The sequence below is a fragment of the Paramylibacter kogurei genome (assembly GCF_002742285.1).
Classification (GTDB): domain Bacteria; phylum Pseudomonadota; class Alphaproteobacteria; order Rhodobacterales; family Rhodobacteraceae; genus Amylibacter; species Amylibacter kogurei.
Genome location: NZ_MDGM01000001.1, coordinates 47,346 through 67,350 on the forward strand (window position 1 = coordinate 47,346; position 20,005 = coordinate 67,350).

Sequence of the window (20,005 nt, forward strand, 5' to 3'; positions counted from 1 at the left end):
ACCTTCAGGCGCATTGGCTAACCTCTATCCTCGCGCAACGCATCCAACACTGCCTCCCAGTGGTTCATCGCTACGTCTTTGGTTGCTTTGCTAGTGTACCAGCTTTTCACCAATGCGGGGGAACCCCCTGCCCCCAACACCTTGCGTAACGCCACCCCAATCGCCTCGGCCGTTGCGGCCTCTGGCACGGCGCCTAACCCATTTGCGCTCACTTCCTCTGCCAGCGCGCTTTCAGGCTCCACCAGTGCGAGCACAGGCACGCCAAGGCCAAGGTATGTCAGCATCTTGGACGGGTACGCCACGCGGTAAATATCGCGGTTTAACGACACCAGCCCAACATCCGCATCCGCAATCAACGCCTTGGCCTGTGCGAATGGCAAAAACGGCGCAAACGTGACCTGTGGATGATCACCCCAACGCGTGCGCAATTCGGACAGCGCCGCGCCATCACCCAGAAACATCAGCTCCAGATCGGAATGCGTGTCAAAACACGTCGCAACCCCCTCGGCCAATAATGGAAGGTTCTGAAACCGCCCCAGATTACCCGCAAAGATCACACGTTTTTTGTTCGCATCTTTCACCCATTCACGCGGTGGGTCTTGGGCCTCGTCGCTATCTAACATGAAATTGTTAATCACATGGATTGGCAATGCACCGAGCCCCCTGCCCGCCAGCGTGTTCGCCATATCCTGCGATAAAACCACAATCGCAGATGCACGGCGCAGGGTATGATTATCCAACCAACGCAACACATTGGCGATGGGCGCACGTCCCAACAAACCGCCGCTGATCTGTGACACATCGGGATGAATATCCATCATGTGATAAACAAATTTCGCCCCTACAATCCGCGCAGCCAAGCTCCCTGACCAAGCCGCCAATACAGGTGGGAAAGTCGATGCCGTCACAACATCGGGGCGCAATCGTAAAACGTGGAAGAACAAACCGATGCAATACAGCAATACATTGATTGCACGTGTTATCGGGTTTTTCTTGTTTTCCTGAAACACCCAACAACGGCGGATATCAACGCCATCCATTTCGGCGGGTGCATCCGCGCCCAGTTCGCGATATGACAGCTTGGATGCAAACACATGCACTGCATTATCAGTTTGTGCAAAATGCCCAACAATGGACTTCAAGATCACGCCATAGGGTGCCGTGTCGGGCCAAAAATACCGATGTGTGAATAATAGTTTCATCGCGACGCCTGTAACTGCGCCGCACTCACCCAATTCAACGCACCATCCAAATCACGTTGTGGCAACCGTATCGGGCGTCCAGCGATAACCTTGAATATTGCCAATGCGGTTTGAATGGCTACGCCCAAATCCGACCAAAAATTCGCGCGCTGTAAATACGCAAGTTCGACCGCCAATTTTGGAGGCAATAGGTTTTGCACATAGCTACCTTCGGGATCGGCATCATCAATCAGATGTTCGCCGTATCCATAATAATAAATGGCACCGGGGCTGGAAATTCCAGGGCGCACATCCAGCGTTTTGATCATCCAATCGGTATAATGATCGGTGACGATTTTTGGGTCCTCTGGGCGTGGGCCAATGATTGACATGTCACCGCGCAACACGTTTAAAAATTGCGGCAGCTCGTCAATCTTGCTTTTGCGCAGGAACGCGCCAAATCCAAATACCCGCGTATCATTGGCCGCCGTAATTACAGAACCGCCAGTACTCACATGCATGGAACGAAATTTATACATGGCAAATGGTGTGCCACCCTGCCCAACACGCATGGCACGATAAAATACCGCACCTTTTGACGACAATTTAATTCCAACAATTGCCAACAGGAAAAGTGGGGATGTCCCAATCAACACAAAGATCGAGATGATGATATCAAACGCACGTTTCATCCCAACAACGCCTTTGAGACAACATCAATCACACGATCTTGTTCTGCATCAGACATATCCATAAACAATGGCAAACTGATGCAACCTTCGAAATAGGCATCGGCATTGGGGAATTTATTTCCACCATTGCCAGTCGACCAAAACGTCATTTGGTGCAACGGGCGATAATGCACAGAACAACCGATATTGTTTTTCTTTAGATGTGCCACCAATTCATTGCGGTCCATTGCGGCATCTTCGTTCACTTGAATGATAAACAAATGCCACGAATGCGTATCCCCATCCGCCGCATCAGCGGGCAATGTGACAGGCAAATCAGCAAAGGCCGATTTATATCGTTTCACCAAACGTTCACGCGCATTTTGAAACACATCAATTTTGCGCAACTGAACCCGCCCCATCGCGGCAGCAATATCAGTTAGATTATATTTGAAACCAGGCGCGACAACATCATACATCCACGACGCTTTCGTATCGGTAAATCGGTTAAACACATCGCGATCAATCCCATGCATGCGCATCACTCGTGCGCGCGCTGCGATATCGGCGTTACGTGTCACCAACATACCCCCCTCGCCCGTTGTCATGGTCTTATTGGCATAAAAACTAAACGCCGTTGCATCCGCGCCAATATCCCCGATTAACTTGCCAGCATGGCGCGTTGGTAACGCATGGGCTGCATCATCAAGAATTTTCAATCCATATTCATCCGCCAATACACGCAGCGCTGTCATATCACAGGCACGGCCCGCGAAGTGCACGGGCATAATCGCCTTGGTCTTTGGCGTGATCGCAGCGCGGATTGATTCCAGATCAATGCCAAATGTCTTGCGATCAATATCAACAAAAATGGGGTTCGCACCCAGATATCGCACCACCTCTGCCGTGGCGGTAAATGTTAGTGTTGGAACGATAACTTCGTCGCCCTCACTGATCCCCATGGCCTCCAACCCAAGGTGGAGCGCAGCCGTCGCAGAATTCACCGCAATCGCATGGATACCGTCGTCATACAGTGCTTCAAATTCTTTCTCGAATTCAATCGCATTCGGGCCAGTGGTGAGCCAGCCTGATTTCATACACTTTACGACTTCGGTAATTTCGTCATCCGTAATGGACGGTCGGAAAAATGGCACATGTAAATTAGACATAATCGTAATCTTTCAATTTCAATGTATCACCAATCACGTTCATCATGTCTGCCTGATCTTTTGTTGGCAGATTTTTCCAACGTGCGGTATTTTCAATATGTACTTTGTCGCGCCAATAATTCACGACTTTGTCAATGTCTTTAATTTCTAATTGCGTCAATAAATTGGTAATGGCTGTGTCATCTTTCACCAAATCTTCGTAGCGAATTTCAAATACACGTTCCGCTGGAATATTGGCCAAATCTTGGGTCGCTTGTTCAACCGATTTGCGCCATTGCATCGCACAGATATGCGCCAGCGATTTTTGCCCGACAAGCGCATCAATACCATCAAATCGCGGCCCCCAGACATTGCCACCCTTTTGGCCCTTTAACATGCCAGAAATAAAATTTTTGGCGAACCAAAACACATAGCCCAAATTGGAAAACGGCATCCCGCGTAGTTTCGTAAACAACGCAGCCCAATTGGGCGGGGCCAACCATTGGCGCATCGCACTTTCTGTTACATCACGCCCATCACGGATCAGATGCACATAACGCGCATTTGGATAAACCGCGTCAACAAATGGCACGCGCAACGTGTTTGAAACCGTTTTTTCTATTAACACTTCATCTATGCCTAACGACGCCAAACTGCGCAGTGTTTTTCGAATAAACGCGATTTGTTTGTTGGTAAGCCCATCAACAGGAAGCAAATCATTTGGATGCTGTTCAAACCCATAACGCCAAACGTAATTCACATCATAGGGCACCGCCCCATGCCCATCCGCCACACGCAGAACATCGCGCAGAAACTTGGTACCAGAACGCGCCGCGCCTATTAAAATAATGGGGCTGTCCGCATCAGTCATTCTTGCGAATTCCATCCCATGAATTGGATAATTTCGCCGTCCCCATGATCAGGTTCACCACACGCTCTGATGTGTTGGTAATGCAATAATCTGCGGGCACGGGATGCGCCGTACCGCTCGCCACGCGCTCTGCAAACATTTGTGTCACGGCAGCAATGCCATTGACCATTGTGTCCACATCCAAACCCGTCATCATGATGCACCCCACATCAACACCTTCTGGGCGCTCGATCGCATCGCGCGGCGTGATGGCGGGAAAGCCGAGCATTGAGCTTTCTTCGGCGATTGTACCGCTATCTGAAATCGCGCAAAACGCGTTCATTTGCAGATTGTTGTAATCGTGAAATCCAAATGGTTTCATATATTCCACCAATGGATCGATCTTGATTTTCATCGTTTCTAACCGTTTGCGCGTGCGCGGATGCGTCGACACGATCACGGGGAATTTGTATTTCTGCGCGATGGTATTCAACGCCTCGATCAAGGAACCAAGACGCGCACGATTATCCACGTTTTCCTCGCGGTGAAGCGAGACGATAAAATATTTACCCGCTGTCAACCCAATGCGTTGCAGCACATCGGATGCTTCGATCCGATCGCGGTAATGTTCCAACACTTCGCGCATCGGGCTGCCTGTCAGGTTGATCCGACGATGGGGCAATCCTTCGGCCAGCAAATGACGCCGCGCATGTTCGGTGTAAACCAAGTTGAAATCGGCAATGTGATCCACCAAACGGCGGTTGGTTTCCTCTGGCACGTTCATATCAAACGAACGGTTGCCTGCCTCCATATGATAAACTGGCACCTTCATACGCCGCGCCATGATCGCGCTTATCGCGGAATTTGTATCGCCAAGGATCAAAACCGCATCGGGTTTTTCATCCGCCAAAACTTTTTCCGTTTGGGTCAAAATCCCACCCAGCGTTTCACCAAGGCTCCCGCCCCCAACGCCCAGAAAATAATCAGGCTTGCGCACGCCCAGATCCTCAAAGAACACTTCGTTCAGCTCGTAATCATAATTCTGACCGGTGTGCACAATGATATGGTCCACATAGTCATCAAGGCGCGCCATCACCCGCGCAAGACGGATAATTTCAGGGCGCGTGCCCAATACGGTCATTACTTTTAATTTGGTCATGTCAGCACCTTATCGGCAAATGTATCAGGGTTGGCAGGATCGAACAAATCGTGGGTCCAAAATAGCGTAAGCAACGGCCCCTGCCCGACGTTTTCAATCGAATGCGTATGAAGCGTTGGCATGTCCACGGGTGCTGGGTTATCGCCGCTCACACGATATTCCCAAACATCATCCGACATCACCTTGCGTATGCGAATGATGGCCTCGCCCTGCACCACCAAAAACCGTTCCACCTTGTGCAAATGAAAATGATCACCACGGGTTACACCGGGTTCAGTTGTGGACAAGAATGTTTGTCCACCACCGCCACCTTTGACGGCCTCAAACAATGTGCCACGCGCATCAGAATGCAATGTTAACGGGCGCGGCCATTGATCGGGATAGCTCGCTGCGCGGTAACTATTAAACAATGCCAGATCAAAATCATCTGACACATCGGGATAGATATTGGCACGATAAAGATCATGAAACCCTTGCAGCTTTTCCAACAAATCGGGCACACTGATCGGGCGGGGTTCTGGTGTGATATCACCCGTAACACCATCCATGATCGCATCAATCGCCACCTGTGCGGCCACACCTGCATATAACAATTGCACGCGCCCATCTGGGTTCACGCTTGGGGTTTCACCAGCCAATATTTGATGGATCAAGGTTGCGGTGACATTGTTATAAAATGGGCGCGCACATTCGCCAAAAATATGGGGCAGGATCAGGTTGGAATACCGCGACACCCCTGCCCCGATAATTTCACCCGCCTCGCGTTTGGAATTGCCATATGACGTATCGCCGGTGGCATGGGTTGAATTGGCATAAACGATATGGGGATCGGCACCAACCGATTGACAACCGGCAATCAAACGCGTGGCAATCGCTGGGTTTGCTGTGCGCACAATATCATCGCTATCGGCGCGGTTCACACCTGCGAAATGCAACACCGCATCGGCACCTGTCAGGGCCGCATGCAACGTAACATCATCGTCAAAATCCGCATGTTTCAACAACACCAGATCAAAGGGTTGATCGTTACCCCCAAACGCCGCTGCACAATTTTGTGCATGCAATCGCGCACCCGCATGCCAGCCTATTAATCCGCCAGCACCGGTGACAACAATCTTCATTTTACACCCTCTTTATGGGCGGCGACTTCGGCTTGCACCTCTGGCAGTGTCATCAACAAATCCTTCACCTCTGCCACGCTTAATTGTTGTGTGTTGTGTGAATGATAATCTTCTAATGAAACTGTCGTTTTATCACCCTCTTCGAAATAGGGTTTGTAATTCAAATCGCGGTTATCCATGTGGATACGATAATAATCGCCCATATCATCAGATGTCGCCAGTTCCTGCGCACTTGCCAATGTTTCATACAGCTTTTCCGCATGACGCCAACCGATGATTTCAACCGGGTGATCGGGGGCATCAAACAATTCTTTGATCGCTTGTACCAAATCAATGATGGTGGATGCGGGCGCTTTCTTGATAAACAAATCACCCTGATTGGCATGCTCAAACGCGTATTTCACCAATGCCACACTGTCACGCAGTGGCATCAAAAACCGTGTCATGGTGGGTTCTGTCACCGTGATCGGGTTGCCTGATTTGATCTGTTTAATAAACAGCGGAATCGCGGAACCACGTGAATACATCACATTGCCATATCGCACACATGAAATGGTGGTCTCCGCGCCCTGCCCGATTTCACGTGCACCCGCCTGTGCCACCTTTTCCATCATCGCCTTGGACATGCCCATGGCATTGACGGGAAACACGGCTTTGTCTGTGGACAGGCACACCAATGATTTCACACGCTCATTGATCGCCGCGCGTACCACGTTTTCAGAACCGATAATATTGGTTTGCACCGCCTGCATCGGGAAAAATTCACATGATGGCACCTGTTTTAATGCCGCTGCGTGGAAAATATTCTGCACACCCTTACTGGCACGTTCCACAGATTCACGATCACGCACATCACCGATGTAATATTTCACCCGAGCGTCGCGCAATTCGTTGCGCAGCGCGTCTTGTTTTTCTTCATCTCGGCTTAAAATGCGAATTTCAGGAACATCAGCCGCCAACAGCTGTTTCAACATGGTCTTCCCGAAAGAGCCAGTGCCCCCCGTAATCAGAACCGACTCGATTGCGTTATTCGCCATAAAAAAACACCCAAATAAATTCAAATTTGCGGAAATAACCCGCTATTGGGCGTACCTTTAGCGACCTATTGATTCATATTCAACAAATCCCGCAGAAAATACGTCATCGCGATTATAAATGTTGCGCAGATCGGCCATCTTGGCGGTTTTCATGCTTGTGGCTAATCGGCTCAGGTCAAGTGCGCGAAATTCGTTCCATTGGGTCAGGATCACGATCAAATCTGAATCTTTGACGCATTCATAGGCATCCAAGTGCCATTCCACATGGGGCAAAAGCTCTTCGCCTTCATTGCGCCCTTGGGGATCAACCACATGCACATTCGCACCACCGCCAACCAAGGCGGGAACAATTGTGAGTGACGGCGCATCGCGCATATCATCGGTATTTGGTTTAAAGGTCACGCCCATCACCGCGATTTTCTTGTTACGAAAGCTCCCATCACACAAATCACGAATTTTTTCGATCATGCGGCGTTTGATTTCTTCGTTCACTTTGATCACCGTTTCAGTGATCTGCATTGGCACCGCATATTCTTGGCCGATTCTGGCTAAGGCCTTGGTATCTTTGGGAAAACACGACCCACCGTAACCTGGACCCGCATGTAAAAACTTGTTCCCGATACGCCCATCAAGCCCCATGCCATGCGCCACTTTTTTCACATCAGCGCCGGTTTTTTCGCATAATGCCGCGATTTCGTTGATAAATGTGATTTTCGTGGCCAAAAACGCGTTTGCGGCATATTTGATCATTTCCGCACTTTCTAAATCTGTGCGTAAAATCGGAAAATCGCGCAAATATAGCGGGCGATAAATATCAGACATCACACCTGCCGCACGATCAGATTCAACGCCAACAACCACACGATCAGGTTTCATGAAATCCTCGATCGCGGCACCCTCGCGCATAAATTCGGGGTTTGACACCACATCAAATTCCAAATCTGGCCGCGTTTCCTTTATCACCTCTTTCACCTTGCGATTGGTGCCAACGGGAACTGTGGATTTGGTGACTACCACCAGATAATCCTTGGCAATTTCAGCAATCTCTTTTGCCGCCGCCATCACGTAACTTACATCCGCATGCCCATCACCACGACGCGTTGGTGTACCCACAGCGATGAAAACCGCATCAGCATCCAAAACCGCATCTTTCAGTTCTGTGGTGAATTTCAATCGCCCAGATTTAACCGAGCGTTCCATAATATCGCGCAGCCCAGGTTCATAAATTACGATATCACCCGCATTCAAACGTTCAATTTTATTTGGATCCTTGTCCACACAAACGACATCATGACCAAAATCGGAAAAGCAAACACCGGATACCAACCCCACATATCCCGTGCCAATCATTGCTATTTTCATTATTCAATTCCTTAAAATATTTAAATTCATCGCTCGTTCGCGCGCAGAAAAATTGCGCATAAGAATCCCATATCCCATTGTTAGTTCAAAACCCGACATTTTCCTAAACCAAAAATCACAGAACTTCTAAACAGTGAGAATTGGCACGGATTGCAAAGTTGACAGCTGTCAACTTGTTCATCAGGCAACATTTTTATCACCACCATTCAACAAGGCCATAACCATGGGTCCCGGTGAAAATGCGCCATCTTCGGCTTTTTGGGTAAGAGCACGCAGATATCCACCTGGGCTGTGAATTTCGGTGATTTTTTCTAACATACAGGCCAAAACAATCGCCGCATTTTCCACACCCATTGCAATTTGTGCTTTGCCCCAAGCATCAGAACTGATCCCCATCATTGATCGAACAAAATGCGCCGTGGCGACAAAGTCATACCAATTGTTTACCCCATCTTTGGCGTAGTTCTGAATTTCCCCACATGTTTTTAAAACCAACGGTAGCGGCATTTTAGGTGATTGATCAATTTGTTCTGCGCCCAGCTCTCGGTATTCTTCAAGGGTTTCAATCCCATCATCAACACCAGCGCCCTTTTCCTTTTCTAAGGAAGGTTCAAAATCATAAGAGTCTTTATTTGAATTCTGATAGTGACGCTCATTGTCAGCGTCGCTGCCGCTCATTTCTTTTGTTTTTATCTGTGCATCCATACCCAAAAGCTGACCCACGGTATCGCACAACAACCTCAGTTTTTTGCGCAGATCGCTCAGTAATTCAAACGGCAGCTTGCGTCGCAAAGCTTTGGCATATTCCTGCGCCGTGGCTTGGATGCTTTCCCAGTCGTGTTTTGGGCGTTCAGACGCGCCATATTCGGCTAACTTAATCGCATCGCGCAACATCACGCTACATTCATCGCGCAAACGACGGTATGTTTCGGCGGCCGCGCGGGTTTCGCGGGCGCGATCTGTAATTTCAGACGCACGTACGAGCAGGGGGCGCAGATTAAAGCCAAAAGCACGGATAACCTCGCCAGAGGCGTCCTTGGCGGCGTATCGCTTGCCGTTGGGGCTGTCATGGCGCAGTATGACCCCAGCGCCTGTCAGCGCCGCTAAATGGCGCCGTAGCGTGCTTTCTGCCATACCGTGGGCGCGTTCGGACAGCGCTTTGTTGGATGGAAACACCACCAGATTGTCATTATCGGATAAATTGCGCCCCTGATGAAAGCTGAGCAGGGCGTTCAGAACCGCCATATCCCGATCAGACAGGCCATAAGATAACCGTGCCACGCAAAGTTCACGAAACAATTCCCATTTGTCAAAATGGGCGACATCGGATTCGCGCGTTGCCAGCATTTGATTTTCGATCAGATCAGCCGATACCGGCCGCTGCCCAAAGGGCGTCGTTGAAATAATCTGCATATTTTTTCACGAGACAAAACTTTTTCGCCCGTCGGAATCGACAGTAGTTGACAGCTGTCAACAATTTGCGCTAAGTCGGAGATGCTACAACACCGAATAGGCCTGTTAGGATGTTACATTCTGATGGGCTTTTTCTTTGGTTTCGTCGAATTCGTGCTCCTGTTTTTTGTTATTGTTAATGCTCGGTTTATTCAGCGTCCGCTTTCCAGCGTGCGTGAATTTCGGAAATATGTTCAACCAACCATTCATCAAAACCGTCGGTTAATTTGTTGTTCATCGTCATGGTCATTTTGCCATTGCCCCAAGATGCCTCGCCAATTTGCAAACCTTCGGTGGTTTTCAAGGGGGTGCGGGTGCTTGGCTGTTTGCGCGGCTGTTTTGCGCCCTGATCGCGGGTAAGCATTTGAAACAACGCATCAAATCGTTTGTCTGACGTTTCCGCACCTGAAAAATTAATTACAGAAATCGCCTCGTTTGCATCATATTCGCGTGCCTCAAAAGCATTGGCGAGCGAAAGCCAGCGATCGCGGCCAACATTTGGCGCGGCACCAATGCGTTCGATCACCTCGACCGGCAAGCGTTCAACGATGGATAACATCCGTGAAATCACGGTTTTATCAATATGGAGCGCATCGCACATGGTTTTGCGCGCATAACCACCGTCTTGCATTTGGCGGGCAAAGTTTGCTTTTTCGATAAAGCTGAGATCCTTGCGCGCCGTGTTTTCCTGACCCTGGGCCATGATCAACGCATCATCATCCAGATCGCGTATCATCGCCTTAACATTCAAGCCAAGATCACGAAGGGCGAGCACACGGCGGCGACCATAAACGATTTGATAGCGGTCAGGATCATCTGGGTGAGGGCGCACAAGCACGGGGACCTGTTGGCCATAATCGCGAATAGATTCCATCAAGGCATGATGTTCATCTTCGACATAATCAAGGCGATCCTGAACGCCGCCCGCATCAATCAAAAATGGGTCAATATCGCTGACCGATCTGGACTTGAGATCAGCAATTGATTGGCTGACCGCGCCAATCGCACCTTTGGTGTATCGCGAACGGGCAGGGGAGGGTGATGCCGACTTTTCAGGCTCTGGCGCATCAACCGCGATGGTTTCATCTGGCGCGGTGTCCTTTGGCGCCGCTTTTGCGGGCTGGTCGTCCATCAATCCTTGTAACAGATTTTTACGTGCCATTTTATCGTCCCCATGCTTGCTGGATCAAATCCTCGATTTCGCCATTTACGGCGTTCAAACTTTCCATTGCGCGTTCATATGTGGCGCGAGTGAATTGGTTTTTTTCAACCTCATAAAGCGTTTGTTTGGTAATCCCCGCATCGGAAATTGCCGTTGATTTCAACACAGTATGGTTCAAAACATGATCGCCAAACATCGAACGCATGAATGATACCATCTGATTTTGCGGCCCATCACCCGGTTCATAGCGTGTCACCACATAGCGCAACCAATCATAGGACATATCGCCCCCTGCATCGGCCACAACGCCAAGCAAGTTTGATGTCATCAACAAGAACTGGCACATGGACATCACATCCAACATTTGTGGATGCACCGTGACCAACACGGCGGTGGCTGCCGACAGCGCAGACATCGTCAAAAAGCCAAGCTGTGGTGGGCAATCAATCACCACCAGATCGTAATCGTCTTGGACGGATGCCAAAACCTCGTCCACGCGGGTGAAAAATAGCGTGCCATCCTTGCGGGCAAGTGCCGCGGGGGTTTCATGTTCAAATTCCATCAAATCTAAATTGCCCGGAATGATATCCAAATTCGGGAAATAGGTTTTGCGAATGATTGATTTCAGCGGCACCGGATCATCGTAGCGAATGGCATCGTATAACGTGCCCCCATCCAACAGATCAAATTCGGGCTGAAACCCGTGAAGTGCGGAAAAACTGGCCTGTGGATCAAGATCAACAGCCAACACGCGATAACCATCAAGCGCGGCCTTTTGTGCCAGATGCGCGGAAGTGGTTGTTTTACCCGAACCGCCCTTGAAATTGATGACGGTGATCACCTGAAGATGATCGCCATCGCGCCGCCCTGGCAGATATGTGCCAGGCACCTTTGCACCCTTTTCCAGAAATTCGCGCAATTCTTGGATGTCTTGGGGGGAATAGTATCGCCGCCCGCCTGTGCGGACCTCTGGGCTTGGCCCTTTGCCGTCCAGATCAAGTTTGCGCAGATAGGCATCTTTGACACCGATTAATTCGGCGGCCTCGCCGCTGGTGAATTTACGCAATTCTTTGGTGGCATTTGGTGGGAACAATTGTTCGCGATGCGCCTGTAAGCGTTCAGATAGTTTTTCTGCGTGTTCACCGACCAATACATCGATGCGCGTTTGGCCTTTTGCCATTGCACTGTCCCTGCCTGTTATTCCGTAGCTTTGCGCCTTATGGGAATGAATTACTGCCGTTTTGTCATTGCCGTTGTTACGGTAACAATCGTTTTATTCTTTTATTAGCGTAATTAAATGCAGCGGAAAAGGGATTCGAGCAAGGGTTTTTTCACCATATCATGTGGTTTGGCCTGAATCTGGCACTATTTTCCCAAAATTTGCGGGATTTAGCGCAAAAACTGCACCCATTTGCAGCCCTGCCGCACCAAATCTGTGCGAATCGACGCAAGACACTGGCATTTTCGCAAAATCTAAGGCATGGGGAAGTGAGTTAATGTTTTATGAATTCAGATTGTTAGATACAGGATCGTCTTTTGCGTTGTTTTATTTCAAAACCTTTTGCCGTGATGTCACATGTTGCGATTTTGATTTCTGCGCTGACAATCGCCACAATTGCACAGGCGCAATCCACGGCACCGGTGACATTAAATAATTACGGCAATGCTGGTTTGATCGACATGCCATCGGGGCAATCCATGCCAGAGGGTACGCTTTCTGCGACCAGTTCATTATTCAATAAATCACTGCGCAATACCGCAACCTTTCAAATCACACCGCGATTGGCGGGATCGTTTCGATATTCATTCGTGCCCGATTTTATTCCAGGTGCAGGAAGTTATGTACGCCCCGAATATTATGATCGTAGTTTTGATGTGCGTTATCAACTGATGTTCGAAGGGCGATACCGCCCGGCAGTTGCGATTGGATTGCAAGATTTCGCAGGGACGGGGATTTATTCTGGTGAATATATTGCAGCGACAAAAACGTTGCGCCCCAATTTGCGTGTAACCGCTGGATTGGGCTGGGGGCGGCTTGGCAGTTACAACAGTTTTTCAAATCCTTTTGGCGCGGATACCCGCCCAAGCACGCTTGGCACCGCAGAAATTAACGGGCGCCCACAGGCCGATGTTTGGTTTCGTGGCCCCGCCGCCCCATTTGCAGGGGTTGAATGGGCGCCACAATCGGTACGCGGTTTGGTGTTAAAAGCGGAATATAGTTCCGATGATTACGCAAATGAAAATGCGGCGAATGTTGGGTATTTTGATCACAAAACCCCGTTGAATTTCGCCGCAGAATATCATTTCAAATCTGGTAGTACATTGGCAATGAATGTGATTGGCGGCACAGAAGTTGGATTGCGATTTTCCACCAGCATCGACCCACGCAAGCCCCGCGTCATAGGACGCGAAGAAGCACCACTGCCCATACGCGTGCGCCAAGGACAGAGCGATCAACGCCGCGCCATATTTGGTGATGTGATTGACGGGCATTCTGTGCCTTCGGGATATGTCGGTTCCATCCCCGCCGCCGATATCACCCAATCCCCCAGCGGTGTCCGCATTGCACGTATTCAGGATCAATGCAGCCCAGCAATGGCGCGTGAATTGGATGCACAGGCTGGTGTTGTTGATCTGGTCATTTTTGAAAATAACGCCGGCGCTGCGCGGTGCAGTGTAGTGTTACGTGACGCGGGTGCCACATATGTGCAAGCGCTGAGCAAACCTGCCAATGCGGATGGGGCAAATTATGGTGACGATGCGAACCAAGCGGCGATTGCGCGGCTGAACGCGTTGATGAAAACCGACGGGATTGTGGTGGAAGCTTTGGATGTCACCGCAGGGCGTGCGCATTTGCGCATTCGCAACGATCGTTTCGACGCACCCGCACAGGCCATTGGGCGCGCGGCACGTGCGATGACCCATGTTATGCCCGATAGCGTGTATGCGTTTGATATTACTGTTTTGGAACAAGGGTTGCCTGTTTCCACAACGCGATTGCAACGGCGCGATTTGGAACAGTTGCAATTTGATTCCGATGGCGCATGGAAAACATATGTGCGGGCACAGATTGAACCCAGTGATCTGGGGCAGGGGGATCTGACCTTTGCCGATGGGTATTATCCAAAACTATCCGCTGGGATCGCACCATATATCGCAACCAGCCTGTTTGACCCTGACAATCCTGTGCGGGTCGATCTGCGTCTGCGTGGGTTTGCGCATTTGGATATTGCGCCCGGGCTAAGCCTGAATGGGTCGGTGTCCAAACGTATCTATGGCAATATTCATCATGCAACACGTGATTCAGATTCCGTATTGCCGCGTGTGCGTACCGATTTGAATAAATACCAAGCACAGGGTGATCCCACCATTGATCGTTTGACCGCAGATTACATGTTTAAACTGTCGCCTGATATTTACGGGCGCGTCACCGCAGGTATTTTAGAACCGATGTATGGCGGCCTGTCAGCGGAGATTTTGTATAAACCCGTGGCCAGTGATTTCGCCATCGGTGCCGAGCTGAACTGGGTGAAACAGCGCGATTTCGATCAACTGCTTTCGTTTCGCGATTATGAAACCGTTACGGGGCATGCCTCTGTTTATTGGAACATGGGCAATGGGTTTTTAGGGCAGGTGGATGTCGGGCGATATTTGGCGCGTGATTGGGGCGGTACGCTTTCGGTTGATCGGGTGTTCAAAAACGGCTGGCGTGTCGGGGGGTATATGACCCTGACAGATGTGAGCTTTGATGACTTTGGCGAAGGCAGTTTTGACAAAGGGTTGCGGGCAACCATTCCGTTGTCTTGGTTCACAGGACAACCCCATCGCAACAAATATAACCTGTTGATTCAGCCCATCGTGCGCGATGGTGGGGCGCGGGTGAACGTGCCAAATCGATTGTATCCAGTTGTCAGCGGCGTTGATCGCACAGAGCTTCGCAATAGCTGGGGGAGGTTGATGCGATGAAACCATTGTTGGCCATATTGGGTATTATCTTCATCACCGCATGTTCAGGCCCAACGGGCGAAAAAATCGCAGAGATTTCCGGTTATGGTGCGCTGCGACCACCGCCGGTTATTTTAACACCTGAAACCATGCAATCCATTGATCAGTTGGCAGGATCATACCGCGATGTAATCCGCGTGCATCGCCCCAATACCAACGGGCAAACGAATATGGTCGCGATTGCCGATAACGATGGTTATCGCAGCTATACCACCACCACACGCCAAACCGTCACGTTGCGCGCTGGGGTGATTGTTCAAACCCAAGGTTTTGGCCAAGATTTGGCAGCGCTCACGCAAAGCGCGTTTCATTTACAAAGCAATCTTGCCGCCCATACCCGCGTGCATAAATTTCTGAACGGGAATAACGAAATTACAAGTTTGGTATTTCGCTGCACACGTACGCAACGCGGCATTGACGAATATGGGGCAGGGGCGCAAAAACAACGATTGTTGGCAATTGATGAAAATTGCCGCAATGAAAATTACAGCTATGACAACCTGTATTTCATAATCCCCGGCACCAATACCGTGGCGCGATCCAAACAATGGGTATCGCCAGAAATTGAATATCTGCGGATTGGGCGCTGATCCGTCTGATTATAGATTGTCCAAGGTTTCTTTTGTTTTTGGCATACGGTTCAGCGAATTTGCGATATGGTCGCGCCAGCGTGGGCCAACGTTTTTGGCCTGCGTAAATGCATCGGCCAAATCATCGGGGCGATCCTGTGCCATGACATCAATCAGGAATGCCGCCTGTTCGCGATCCTTGGACGATTTCAAACGATCAACCCCATCGCGGCGGCGATCCGCGATGATCAATTTGTGAATGGCATAGCGTTCAGGGCGGGGCACTTGGACCAAAATGCCAGACCGATAAATCGCCGCTGCATGGATGGGTTCCGCGATCAAGAAATTCAGGTAATTGAGCGATTGTGCGCTAACACCCAATGCGGGCAATTCACGCAAAGTTTCATCGCCAAATGCGGGGGTCAGGAATTCAACCAACTGACCGCTTCCGCCTTGAACCCAGCGCCAAGTGTGAGCGGGATCAATCCCAGGTGCAGGCGCAAATTTTAGTTCCCTAAATGTGGTGGCAAGACCTGGATCAACCTTGTCTTGCAATGCAACGCTAAGCTTTTCAAATTGAGCGATGTCGATATCGCCCGTGTTCGCCATCCCCCCCAAGGGCAGACGAATACCAAGTTCGCCCTCGTACAGGCGAAATGCATTTGTGCCAACGATGGTTCCCCCAAGACGAAACGTTCCCGCATCGGCCATCGCAGACAGGATAGACCCCGTTGCGCGATCTGTTGGCGTCATGCCTTCGGCACGTAACAGGCGCACCAGACGTGATCGTTCGCCCTGTCGTTCCTTTGCGGTTTTGCGCAGTAATTCGATGGTATCAATACGGGCGCGGGTTTCGTCATTATCTTCGCCGATATAGAAAAACCGCATGTCCACGCCAACGCGGCGCGCGGCATACCAATATGCCTTGTCCCCGCGTTTTTTCAAGGTTGGCTTGCCTTTGATACCCGACATTGCATCGTCTTTTAACAGGCGTACAAGATCGGTATATGCGCTGATTGCGATGCTGCTGAGCGGTGTCATGCCTATCACTTTCATGTTTTGCTTGGCACGCTTATACCTATCAAAAGATAAAAATGATAGGCATAAGTGGAAATGTGGGTGAAATTGGCGTTATTTGTGATCCACGTGCCAATGCACGTGATCCACCCCGATAAACCGCGCCATGCGTGCCAATTCGCTGTGGAGCTTTTGCCAACGCGCATCGGTCCATTTCACCGCTGAATCAGGCCAGAAATTAATCACATTTATGCACCCCTCCTTGCGGTCGGCTTTCATTTCGATGCGACCAATGAAACGATCGGATTCAAGGATGGGATAAACGTAATAGCCCCATTTGCGTTTCGCCGCGGGTACAAAAATTTCAATGCGATAATCCAACCCGAACAATCGTTTCAGGCGATCACGATCACGCACGACGGGATCAAATGGATTGAGGATACGCAACCGCGATGTGGGCTTGGACAGGGCATTCACCCGCTGTTCAATATCGACGGGTGCAATGGCATCAACCCATTGCCCATCCGATGTTTGAATTTTCACCGAAGTATGACAATCGGACCCCGCCGCCCAAGCGCGGGTTTCAACCGCGCTACTGGCATCCCAAAACCGTTGAATTTCCCCCAAGGAAGCAAAACCCAAGCGATCCAACGCATTGCGCAGCAACCAATCAAGTTGATGGTCATCAGGGTGGTTTGTCTCATGTAGTTCAGTTGGGAAAATATTTTCTGCCAAGTCATAAAATTTGGAGAAGTTTTCGCGATGCGACGTGGCCAATTCGCCGCAATACCACATGTAATCCAACGCCTGTTTATGAGGTGGGCGCGACCACATCACCGATCGATCTTTGACCTTAGTGTCAAAGGCGTGGGTGGATAGGGGGCCTTCGTTTTTAATCCGTGTTTTGATCGCATTACGGTCATCGGCATCCAGCATATTTACAAAGTAGTTGCGCGATTCAATGCGTTCTTTGTGCCGGCGAAACTGGCGTTGCCAATAGGGCAGGTATTCCATCGGAATAACGGATGCATCATGGGTGAAATGTTCAAAAATCGTGCGGTGTTTTTGAAGGTAATTATTGAGCATCACTTCGCGATAATTATGATTGCGCGACCAGATGATATGATCATGCGCACGCGCAACCACGCGAATTGTATCAAGCTGAACAAACCCAAGCTGGCGAATAATCGCCATCACATCAAGCGCACCCGTGGGTGGCGTGGCCAACCCTTGGGCCGTCAGCCACAGCCAACGCGCATCGCGGTTATTAATCTGAAACGGTGCCATATGCCCCCAAGGTTTTGGATAGCTTAGCGCAACCAAATCTTTGGTAAACCCGTTTCATGCGCCTGTCCGATTACATAAGCAATACTCACATCAAACATAATTATTTAAAGTTATAGATATAGATGTATCTGCGGTATTTTTCCAATGCAAAAGCATCAAATTGCAAAGGAGAAAAACATGATACAGCGCCCAATCAAAGCTGCACCGCGTTTTGTTCAGGATATAATATCGCCAACCACAGGCCAGATCTGTGGTTATAAACTTGGCGGGGCCAAGGTGGGGCCAAGTGTTTTGGTTGCTGCACACAGTCCGCTTGGCACACCTGTGTATGATCAGTTGATGCAGTTAAACACGCTACCGTGGATGTGGGGAACGTTATATTTAATCTTGCTTGACCGTTTGGATGAAAACAACGGGGTGGGCATGATGAATTATGCGCCCCAACAACCGTTGGACGAAATTTTGTTTTTGCCCCATATTCATGCCTATGAACCGATGCAATCGGCCGTTCAGGATAGTTATTGGAATGTGCTGCGCCTGTGTACCAAGCTTGGCATGATTGCAGGGCGTGGTGTGAAAATGCCAACCGAAATGGGGGATAAAAATGCGTAGTTTGATCAGACAAATCAGATGGATATCTTTGGCAATTGTGATCCTTGGGGCGATCACATTTGGCGTGCAAAATGCCGCTGTGGTGGAATTAAAATTCCTGTCCAATGCATTTGAATTTCGTCGCTCTGGCATTGTCGCCATTAGCGCGATCTTGGGTGGGTTTATCGGCTGGATGTTTGGCTATACCGCGCGGCGATAGTGGTTAAATTATAGGCAATGCCAATTGATTTTAAATAATAGTTTGGAATCTGTGCTCAATTGTTCCAATGTATCCGAACCTGCACGCGCAGGTATTGGGAGAATAAAATTTCTGGAGGAAATTATGGCGAAGTTTTCAAAACTTGCTGCGGGCGCAGTGGTGACACTGGCAATCAGCGCCACAAGCGTTTTTGCACAGAGCAAAGACTATGTGCTTAACACTGCATCAACTGGTGGCACATATCACCCTGTTGGGACTGCGATTTCAACACTGTCAAAAATCAAACTATTGCCCGGCGAAGGGTTTAGCCTCACAGCCGTGAACTCTGCCGGTTCTGCGGCCAACGTACAGGCGATGGGTTCTGGCACTGCTGATTTTGCAATTTTGCAAGGGCTGTATGGATCATACGCGGCAACGGGCACAGGCCCCATCACAGAGCCACAGGCCAATGTGCGTTCGGTCACAATGCTGTGGCAAAACGTGGAACAGTTTGTGATTGCTGCCGACAAGGCCGCAACAGGTACAATGGACGATATGATGTCGATCAAAGGCATGACCGTTGGTATGGGCAGCAAAAACTCTGGCACAATCGGTTCAAACGGCGTTTTGATGGCGGGTTTGGGCATTGATATCGAAAATGATTACGAGCTGATTTATCAAGGTTACGGCCCAACCGCGGATGCAATGTCCAATGGCCAAGCAGTTGCCGCAGGCATTCCATCAGGTGTACCAACAGGTGCAATCACAAAATTGATGGCATCAAATGAGGGTAAATTCAAAATCCTGAACGTCACAGAAGAACAAGCCGCCGCCATGGATGGTGATCGCAAATTGTGGGTTTCCTATAACATCCCTGCGGGCACATATCCGGGCCAAGCAGAGGACGTAAACACAATTGCACAGCCAAACTTTTTGGCGGTAAACGCATCTGTGGATGAAAACCATGTCTATCTTTTGACAAAAACCATGTATGAAAACCTTGGCTTTTTGCAAGCGATCCACCCTGCAACCAAGGCAATGGCCGTGGAAAAAGCAATGGCTGGTTTGCCCGTGCCATTACATGCTGGTGCTGCAAAATATTACCAAGAAATCGGTTTGGAAATCCCTGCGCATTTGATGCCAGCAAACTAATCTAAATTAATCAAATGATAAGGGTAGCAAGGCACAGCTTTG

The 20,005-nt window shown here is 49.7% G+C and carries 18 protein-coding genes; 5 read left to right on the forward strand and 13 right to left on the reverse strand.

Features of this window, described 5'->3' with window-relative positions:
- Positions 1 to 17 precede the first annotated feature (17 nt).
- The 11 genes from BFP76_RS00210 to repA form a co-directional block, all read right to left on the reverse strand.
- Positions 18 to 1,202, reverse strand: a complete 1,185-nt coding sequence (locus tag BFP76_RS00210; RefSeq protein ID WP_099591164.1) for a glycosyltransferase family 4 protein — start codon at positions 1,200 to 1,202, stop codon at positions 18 to 20.
- Positions 1,199 to 1,873, reverse strand: coding sequence for a sugar transferase (locus BFP76_RS00215; protein ID WP_099591165.1), 675 nt, complete (start codon positions 1,871 to 1,873; stop codon positions 1,199 to 1,201). Before BFP76_RS00215 ends, BFP76_RS00210 begins: the two co-directional genes overlap by 4 nt.
- A complete protein-coding gene (locus BFP76_RS00220; protein WP_099591166.1) occupies positions 1,870 to 3,021 on the reverse strand; it encodes a DegT/DnrJ/EryC1/StrS family aminotransferase in 1,152 nt (383 codons plus the stop codon). Before BFP76_RS00220 ends, BFP76_RS00215 begins: the two co-directional genes overlap by 4 nt.
- Positions 3,014 to 3,871: a sulfotransferase family protein gene (locus tag BFP76_RS00225; protein ID WP_165775610.1), complete on the reverse strand. Its 858-nt coding sequence runs from the start codon at positions 3,869 to 3,871 to the stop codon at positions 3,014 to 3,016. The genes BFP76_RS00220 and BFP76_RS00225 overlap by 8 nt, the downstream gene beginning before the upstream one ends.
- Entirely contained in the window at positions 3,864 to 5,009 is a 1,146-nt protein-coding gene (gene wecB, locus BFP76_RS00230; RefSeq protein ID WP_099591168.1) for a non-hydrolyzing UDP-N-acetylglucosamine 2-epimerase, read from the reverse strand. Before wecB ends, BFP76_RS00225 begins: the two co-directional genes overlap by 8 nt.
- Entirely contained in the window at positions 5,006 to 6,130 is a 1,125-nt protein-coding gene (locus BFP76_RS00235; RefSeq protein ID WP_099591169.1) for a polysaccharide biosynthesis C-terminal domain-containing protein, read from the reverse strand. Before BFP76_RS00235 ends, wecB begins: the two co-directional genes overlap by 4 nt.
- Positions 6,127 to 7,167, reverse strand: a complete 1,041-nt coding sequence (locus BFP76_RS00240; RefSeq protein WP_099591170.1) for an SDR family NAD(P)-dependent oxidoreductase — start codon at positions 7,165 to 7,167, stop codon at positions 6,127 to 6,129. Before BFP76_RS00240 ends, BFP76_RS00235 begins: the two co-directional genes overlap by 4 nt.
- 57 nt (positions 7,168 to 7,224) lie before the next feature.
- Positions 7,225 to 8,529, reverse strand: coding sequence for a UDP-glucose dehydrogenase family protein (locus BFP76_RS00245; RefSeq protein WP_099591171.1), 1,305 nt, complete (start codon positions 8,527 to 8,529; stop codon positions 7,225 to 7,227).
- A gap of 180 nt (positions 8,530 to 8,709) precedes the next feature.
- Positions 8,710 to 9,942 (reverse strand): plasmid replication protein RepC, encoded by a 1,233-nt coding sequence (repC, locus tag BFP76_RS00250; protein WP_099591172.1) that lies wholly within the window; start codon positions 9,940 to 9,942, stop codon positions 8,710 to 8,712.
- A 187-nt stretch (positions 9,943 to 10,129) separates the two neighbouring features.
- Complete coding sequence (gene repB, locus BFP76_RS00255; RefSeq protein ID WP_099591173.1) at positions 10,130 to 11,143, reverse strand: plasmid partitioning protein RepB; 1,014 nt, start codon at positions 11,141 to 11,143, stop codon at positions 10,130 to 10,132.
- Position 11,144: 1 nt separating this feature from the next.
- Complete coding sequence (gene repA / locus BFP76_RS00260; protein WP_099591174.1) at positions 11,145 to 12,323, reverse strand: plasmid partitioning protein RepA; 1,179 nt, start codon at positions 12,321 to 12,323, stop codon at positions 11,145 to 11,147.
- A 356-nt stretch (positions 12,324 to 12,679) separates the two neighbouring features.
- Here repA and BFP76_RS00265 point away from each other — a divergent pair, with 356 nt between their 5' ends.
- Both BFP76_RS00265 and BFP76_RS00270 read left to right on the forward strand, forming a co-directional pair.
- Positions 12,680 to 15,109 (forward strand): YjbH domain-containing protein, encoded by a 2,430-nt coding sequence (locus tag BFP76_RS00265; protein WP_133117355.1) that lies wholly within the window; start codon positions 12,680 to 12,682, stop codon positions 15,107 to 15,109.
- On the forward strand, positions 15,106 to 15,738 hold the full coding sequence (locus tag BFP76_RS00270) for a YjbF family lipoprotein (RefSeq protein WP_099591176.1): 633 nt from the start codon (positions 15,106 to 15,108) through the stop codon (positions 15,736 to 15,738). The genes BFP76_RS00265 and BFP76_RS00270 overlap by 4 nt, the downstream gene beginning before the upstream one ends.
- Positions 15,739 to 15,747: 9 nt before the next feature.
- Here the strand turns inward: BFP76_RS00270 and BFP76_RS00275 are convergent, their stop codons facing one another.
- Together BFP76_RS00275 and BFP76_RS00280 are read right to left on the reverse strand one after the other, a co-directional pair.
- On the reverse strand, positions 15,748 to 16,758 hold the full coding sequence (locus BFP76_RS00275) for a nucleotidyltransferase family protein (RefSeq protein WP_240513942.1): 1,011 nt from the start codon (positions 16,756 to 16,758) through the stop codon (positions 15,748 to 15,750).
- Between the two features lie 90 nt (positions 16,759 to 16,848).
- Positions 16,849 to 18,021, reverse strand: coding sequence for a winged helix-turn-helix domain-containing protein (locus tag BFP76_RS00280; RefSeq protein ID WP_099591177.1), 1,173 nt, complete (start codon positions 18,019 to 18,021; stop codon positions 16,849 to 16,851).
- A 177-nt stretch (positions 18,022 to 18,198) separates the two neighbouring features.
- Here BFP76_RS00280 and BFP76_RS00285 point away from each other — a divergent pair, with 177 nt between their 5' ends.
- From BFP76_RS00285 to BFP76_RS00295, 3 genes are all read left to right on the forward strand, one after another.
- Positions 18,199 to 18,633: a hypothetical protein gene (locus BFP76_RS00285; RefSeq protein ID WP_133117356.1), complete on the forward strand. Its 435-nt coding sequence runs from the start codon at positions 18,199 to 18,201 to the stop codon at positions 18,631 to 18,633.
- Positions 18,626 to 18,832 carry a LapA family protein gene (locus BFP76_RS00290; protein WP_099591179.1) on the forward strand — a complete coding sequence of 69 codons (207 nt, stop codon included), beginning with the start codon at positions 18,626 to 18,628 and terminating at the stop codon, positions 18,830 to 18,832. Before BFP76_RS00285 ends, BFP76_RS00290 begins: the two co-directional genes overlap by 8 nt.
- A gap of 123 nt (positions 18,833 to 18,955) precedes the next feature.
- Complete coding sequence (locus tag BFP76_RS00295) at positions 18,956 to 19,963, forward strand: TAXI family TRAP transporter solute-binding subunit (protein ID WP_099591216.1); 1,008 nt, start codon at positions 18,956 to 18,958, stop codon at positions 19,961 to 19,963.
- Positions 19,964 to 20,005 lie beyond the last annotated feature (42 nt).

Excerpts from the sequence above, each read along its gene's own strand:
- BFP76_RS00280 (WP_099591177.1), bottom strand. The coding sequence starts at position 18,021 with ATGGCACCGTTTCAGATTAATAACCGCGATGCGCGTTGGCTGTGGCTG.
- repB (WP_099591173.1), bottom strand. The coding sequence starts at position 11,143 with ATGGCACGTAAAAATCTGTTACAAGGATTGATGGACGACCAGCCCGCA.
- BFP76_RS00215 (WP_099591165.1), bottom strand. The coding sequence starts at position 1,873 with ATGAAACGTGCGTTTGATATCATCATCTCGATCTTTGTGTTGATTGGG.
- repA (WP_099591174.1), bottom strand. The coding sequence starts at position 12,323 with ATGGCAAAAGGCCAAACGCGCATCGATGTATTGGTCGGTGAACACGCA.
- BFP76_RS00240 (WP_099591170.1), bottom strand. The coding sequence starts at position 7,167 with ATGGCGAATAACGCAATCGAGTCGGTTCTGATTACGGGGGGCACTGGC.
- BFP76_RS00245 (WP_099591171.1), bottom strand. The coding sequence starts at position 8,529 with ATGAAAATAGCAATGATTGGCACGGGATATGTGGGGTTGGTATCCGGT.
- BFP76_RS00295 (WP_099591216.1), top strand. The coding sequence starts at position 18,956 with ATGGCGAAGTTTTCAAAACTTGCTGCGGGCGCAGTGGTGACACTGGCA.
- BFP76_RS00285 (WP_133117356.1), top strand. The coding sequence starts at position 18,199 with ATGATACAGCGCCCAATCAAAGCTGCACCGCGTTTTGTTCAGGATATA.
- BFP76_RS00225 (WP_165775610.1), bottom strand. The coding sequence starts at position 3,871 with ATGACTGATGCGGACAGCCCCATTATTTTAATAGGCGCGGCGCGTTCT.
- repC (WP_099591172.1), bottom strand. The coding sequence starts at position 9,942 with ATGCAGATTATTTCAACGACGCCCTTTGGGCAGCGGCCGGTATCGGCT.
- BFP76_RS00275 (WP_240513942.1), bottom strand. The coding sequence starts at position 16,758 with ATGACACCGCTCAGCAGCATCGCAATCAGCGCATATACCGATCTTGTA.
- wecB (WP_099591168.1), bottom strand. The coding sequence starts at position 5,009 with ATGACCAAATTAAAAGTAATGACCGTATTGGGCACGCGCCCTGAAATT.
- BFP76_RS00290 (WP_099591179.1), top strand. The coding sequence starts at position 18,626 with ATGCGTAGTTTGATCAGACAAATCAGATGGATATCTTTGGCAATTGTG.
- BFP76_RS00270 (WP_099591176.1), top strand. The coding sequence starts at position 15,106 with ATGAAACCATTGTTGGCCATATTGGGTATTATCTTCATCACCGCATGT.
- BFP76_RS00235 (WP_099591169.1), bottom strand. The coding sequence starts at position 6,130 with ATGAAGATTGTTGTCACCGGTGCTGGCGGATTAATAGGCTGGCATGCG.
- BFP76_RS00210 (WP_099591164.1), bottom strand. The coding sequence starts at position 1,202 with ATGAAACTATTATTCACACATCGGTATTTTTGGCCCGACACGGCACCC.
- BFP76_RS00220 (WP_099591166.1), bottom strand. The coding sequence starts at position 3,021 with ATGTCTAATTTACATGTGCCATTTTTCCGACCGTCCATTACGGATGAC.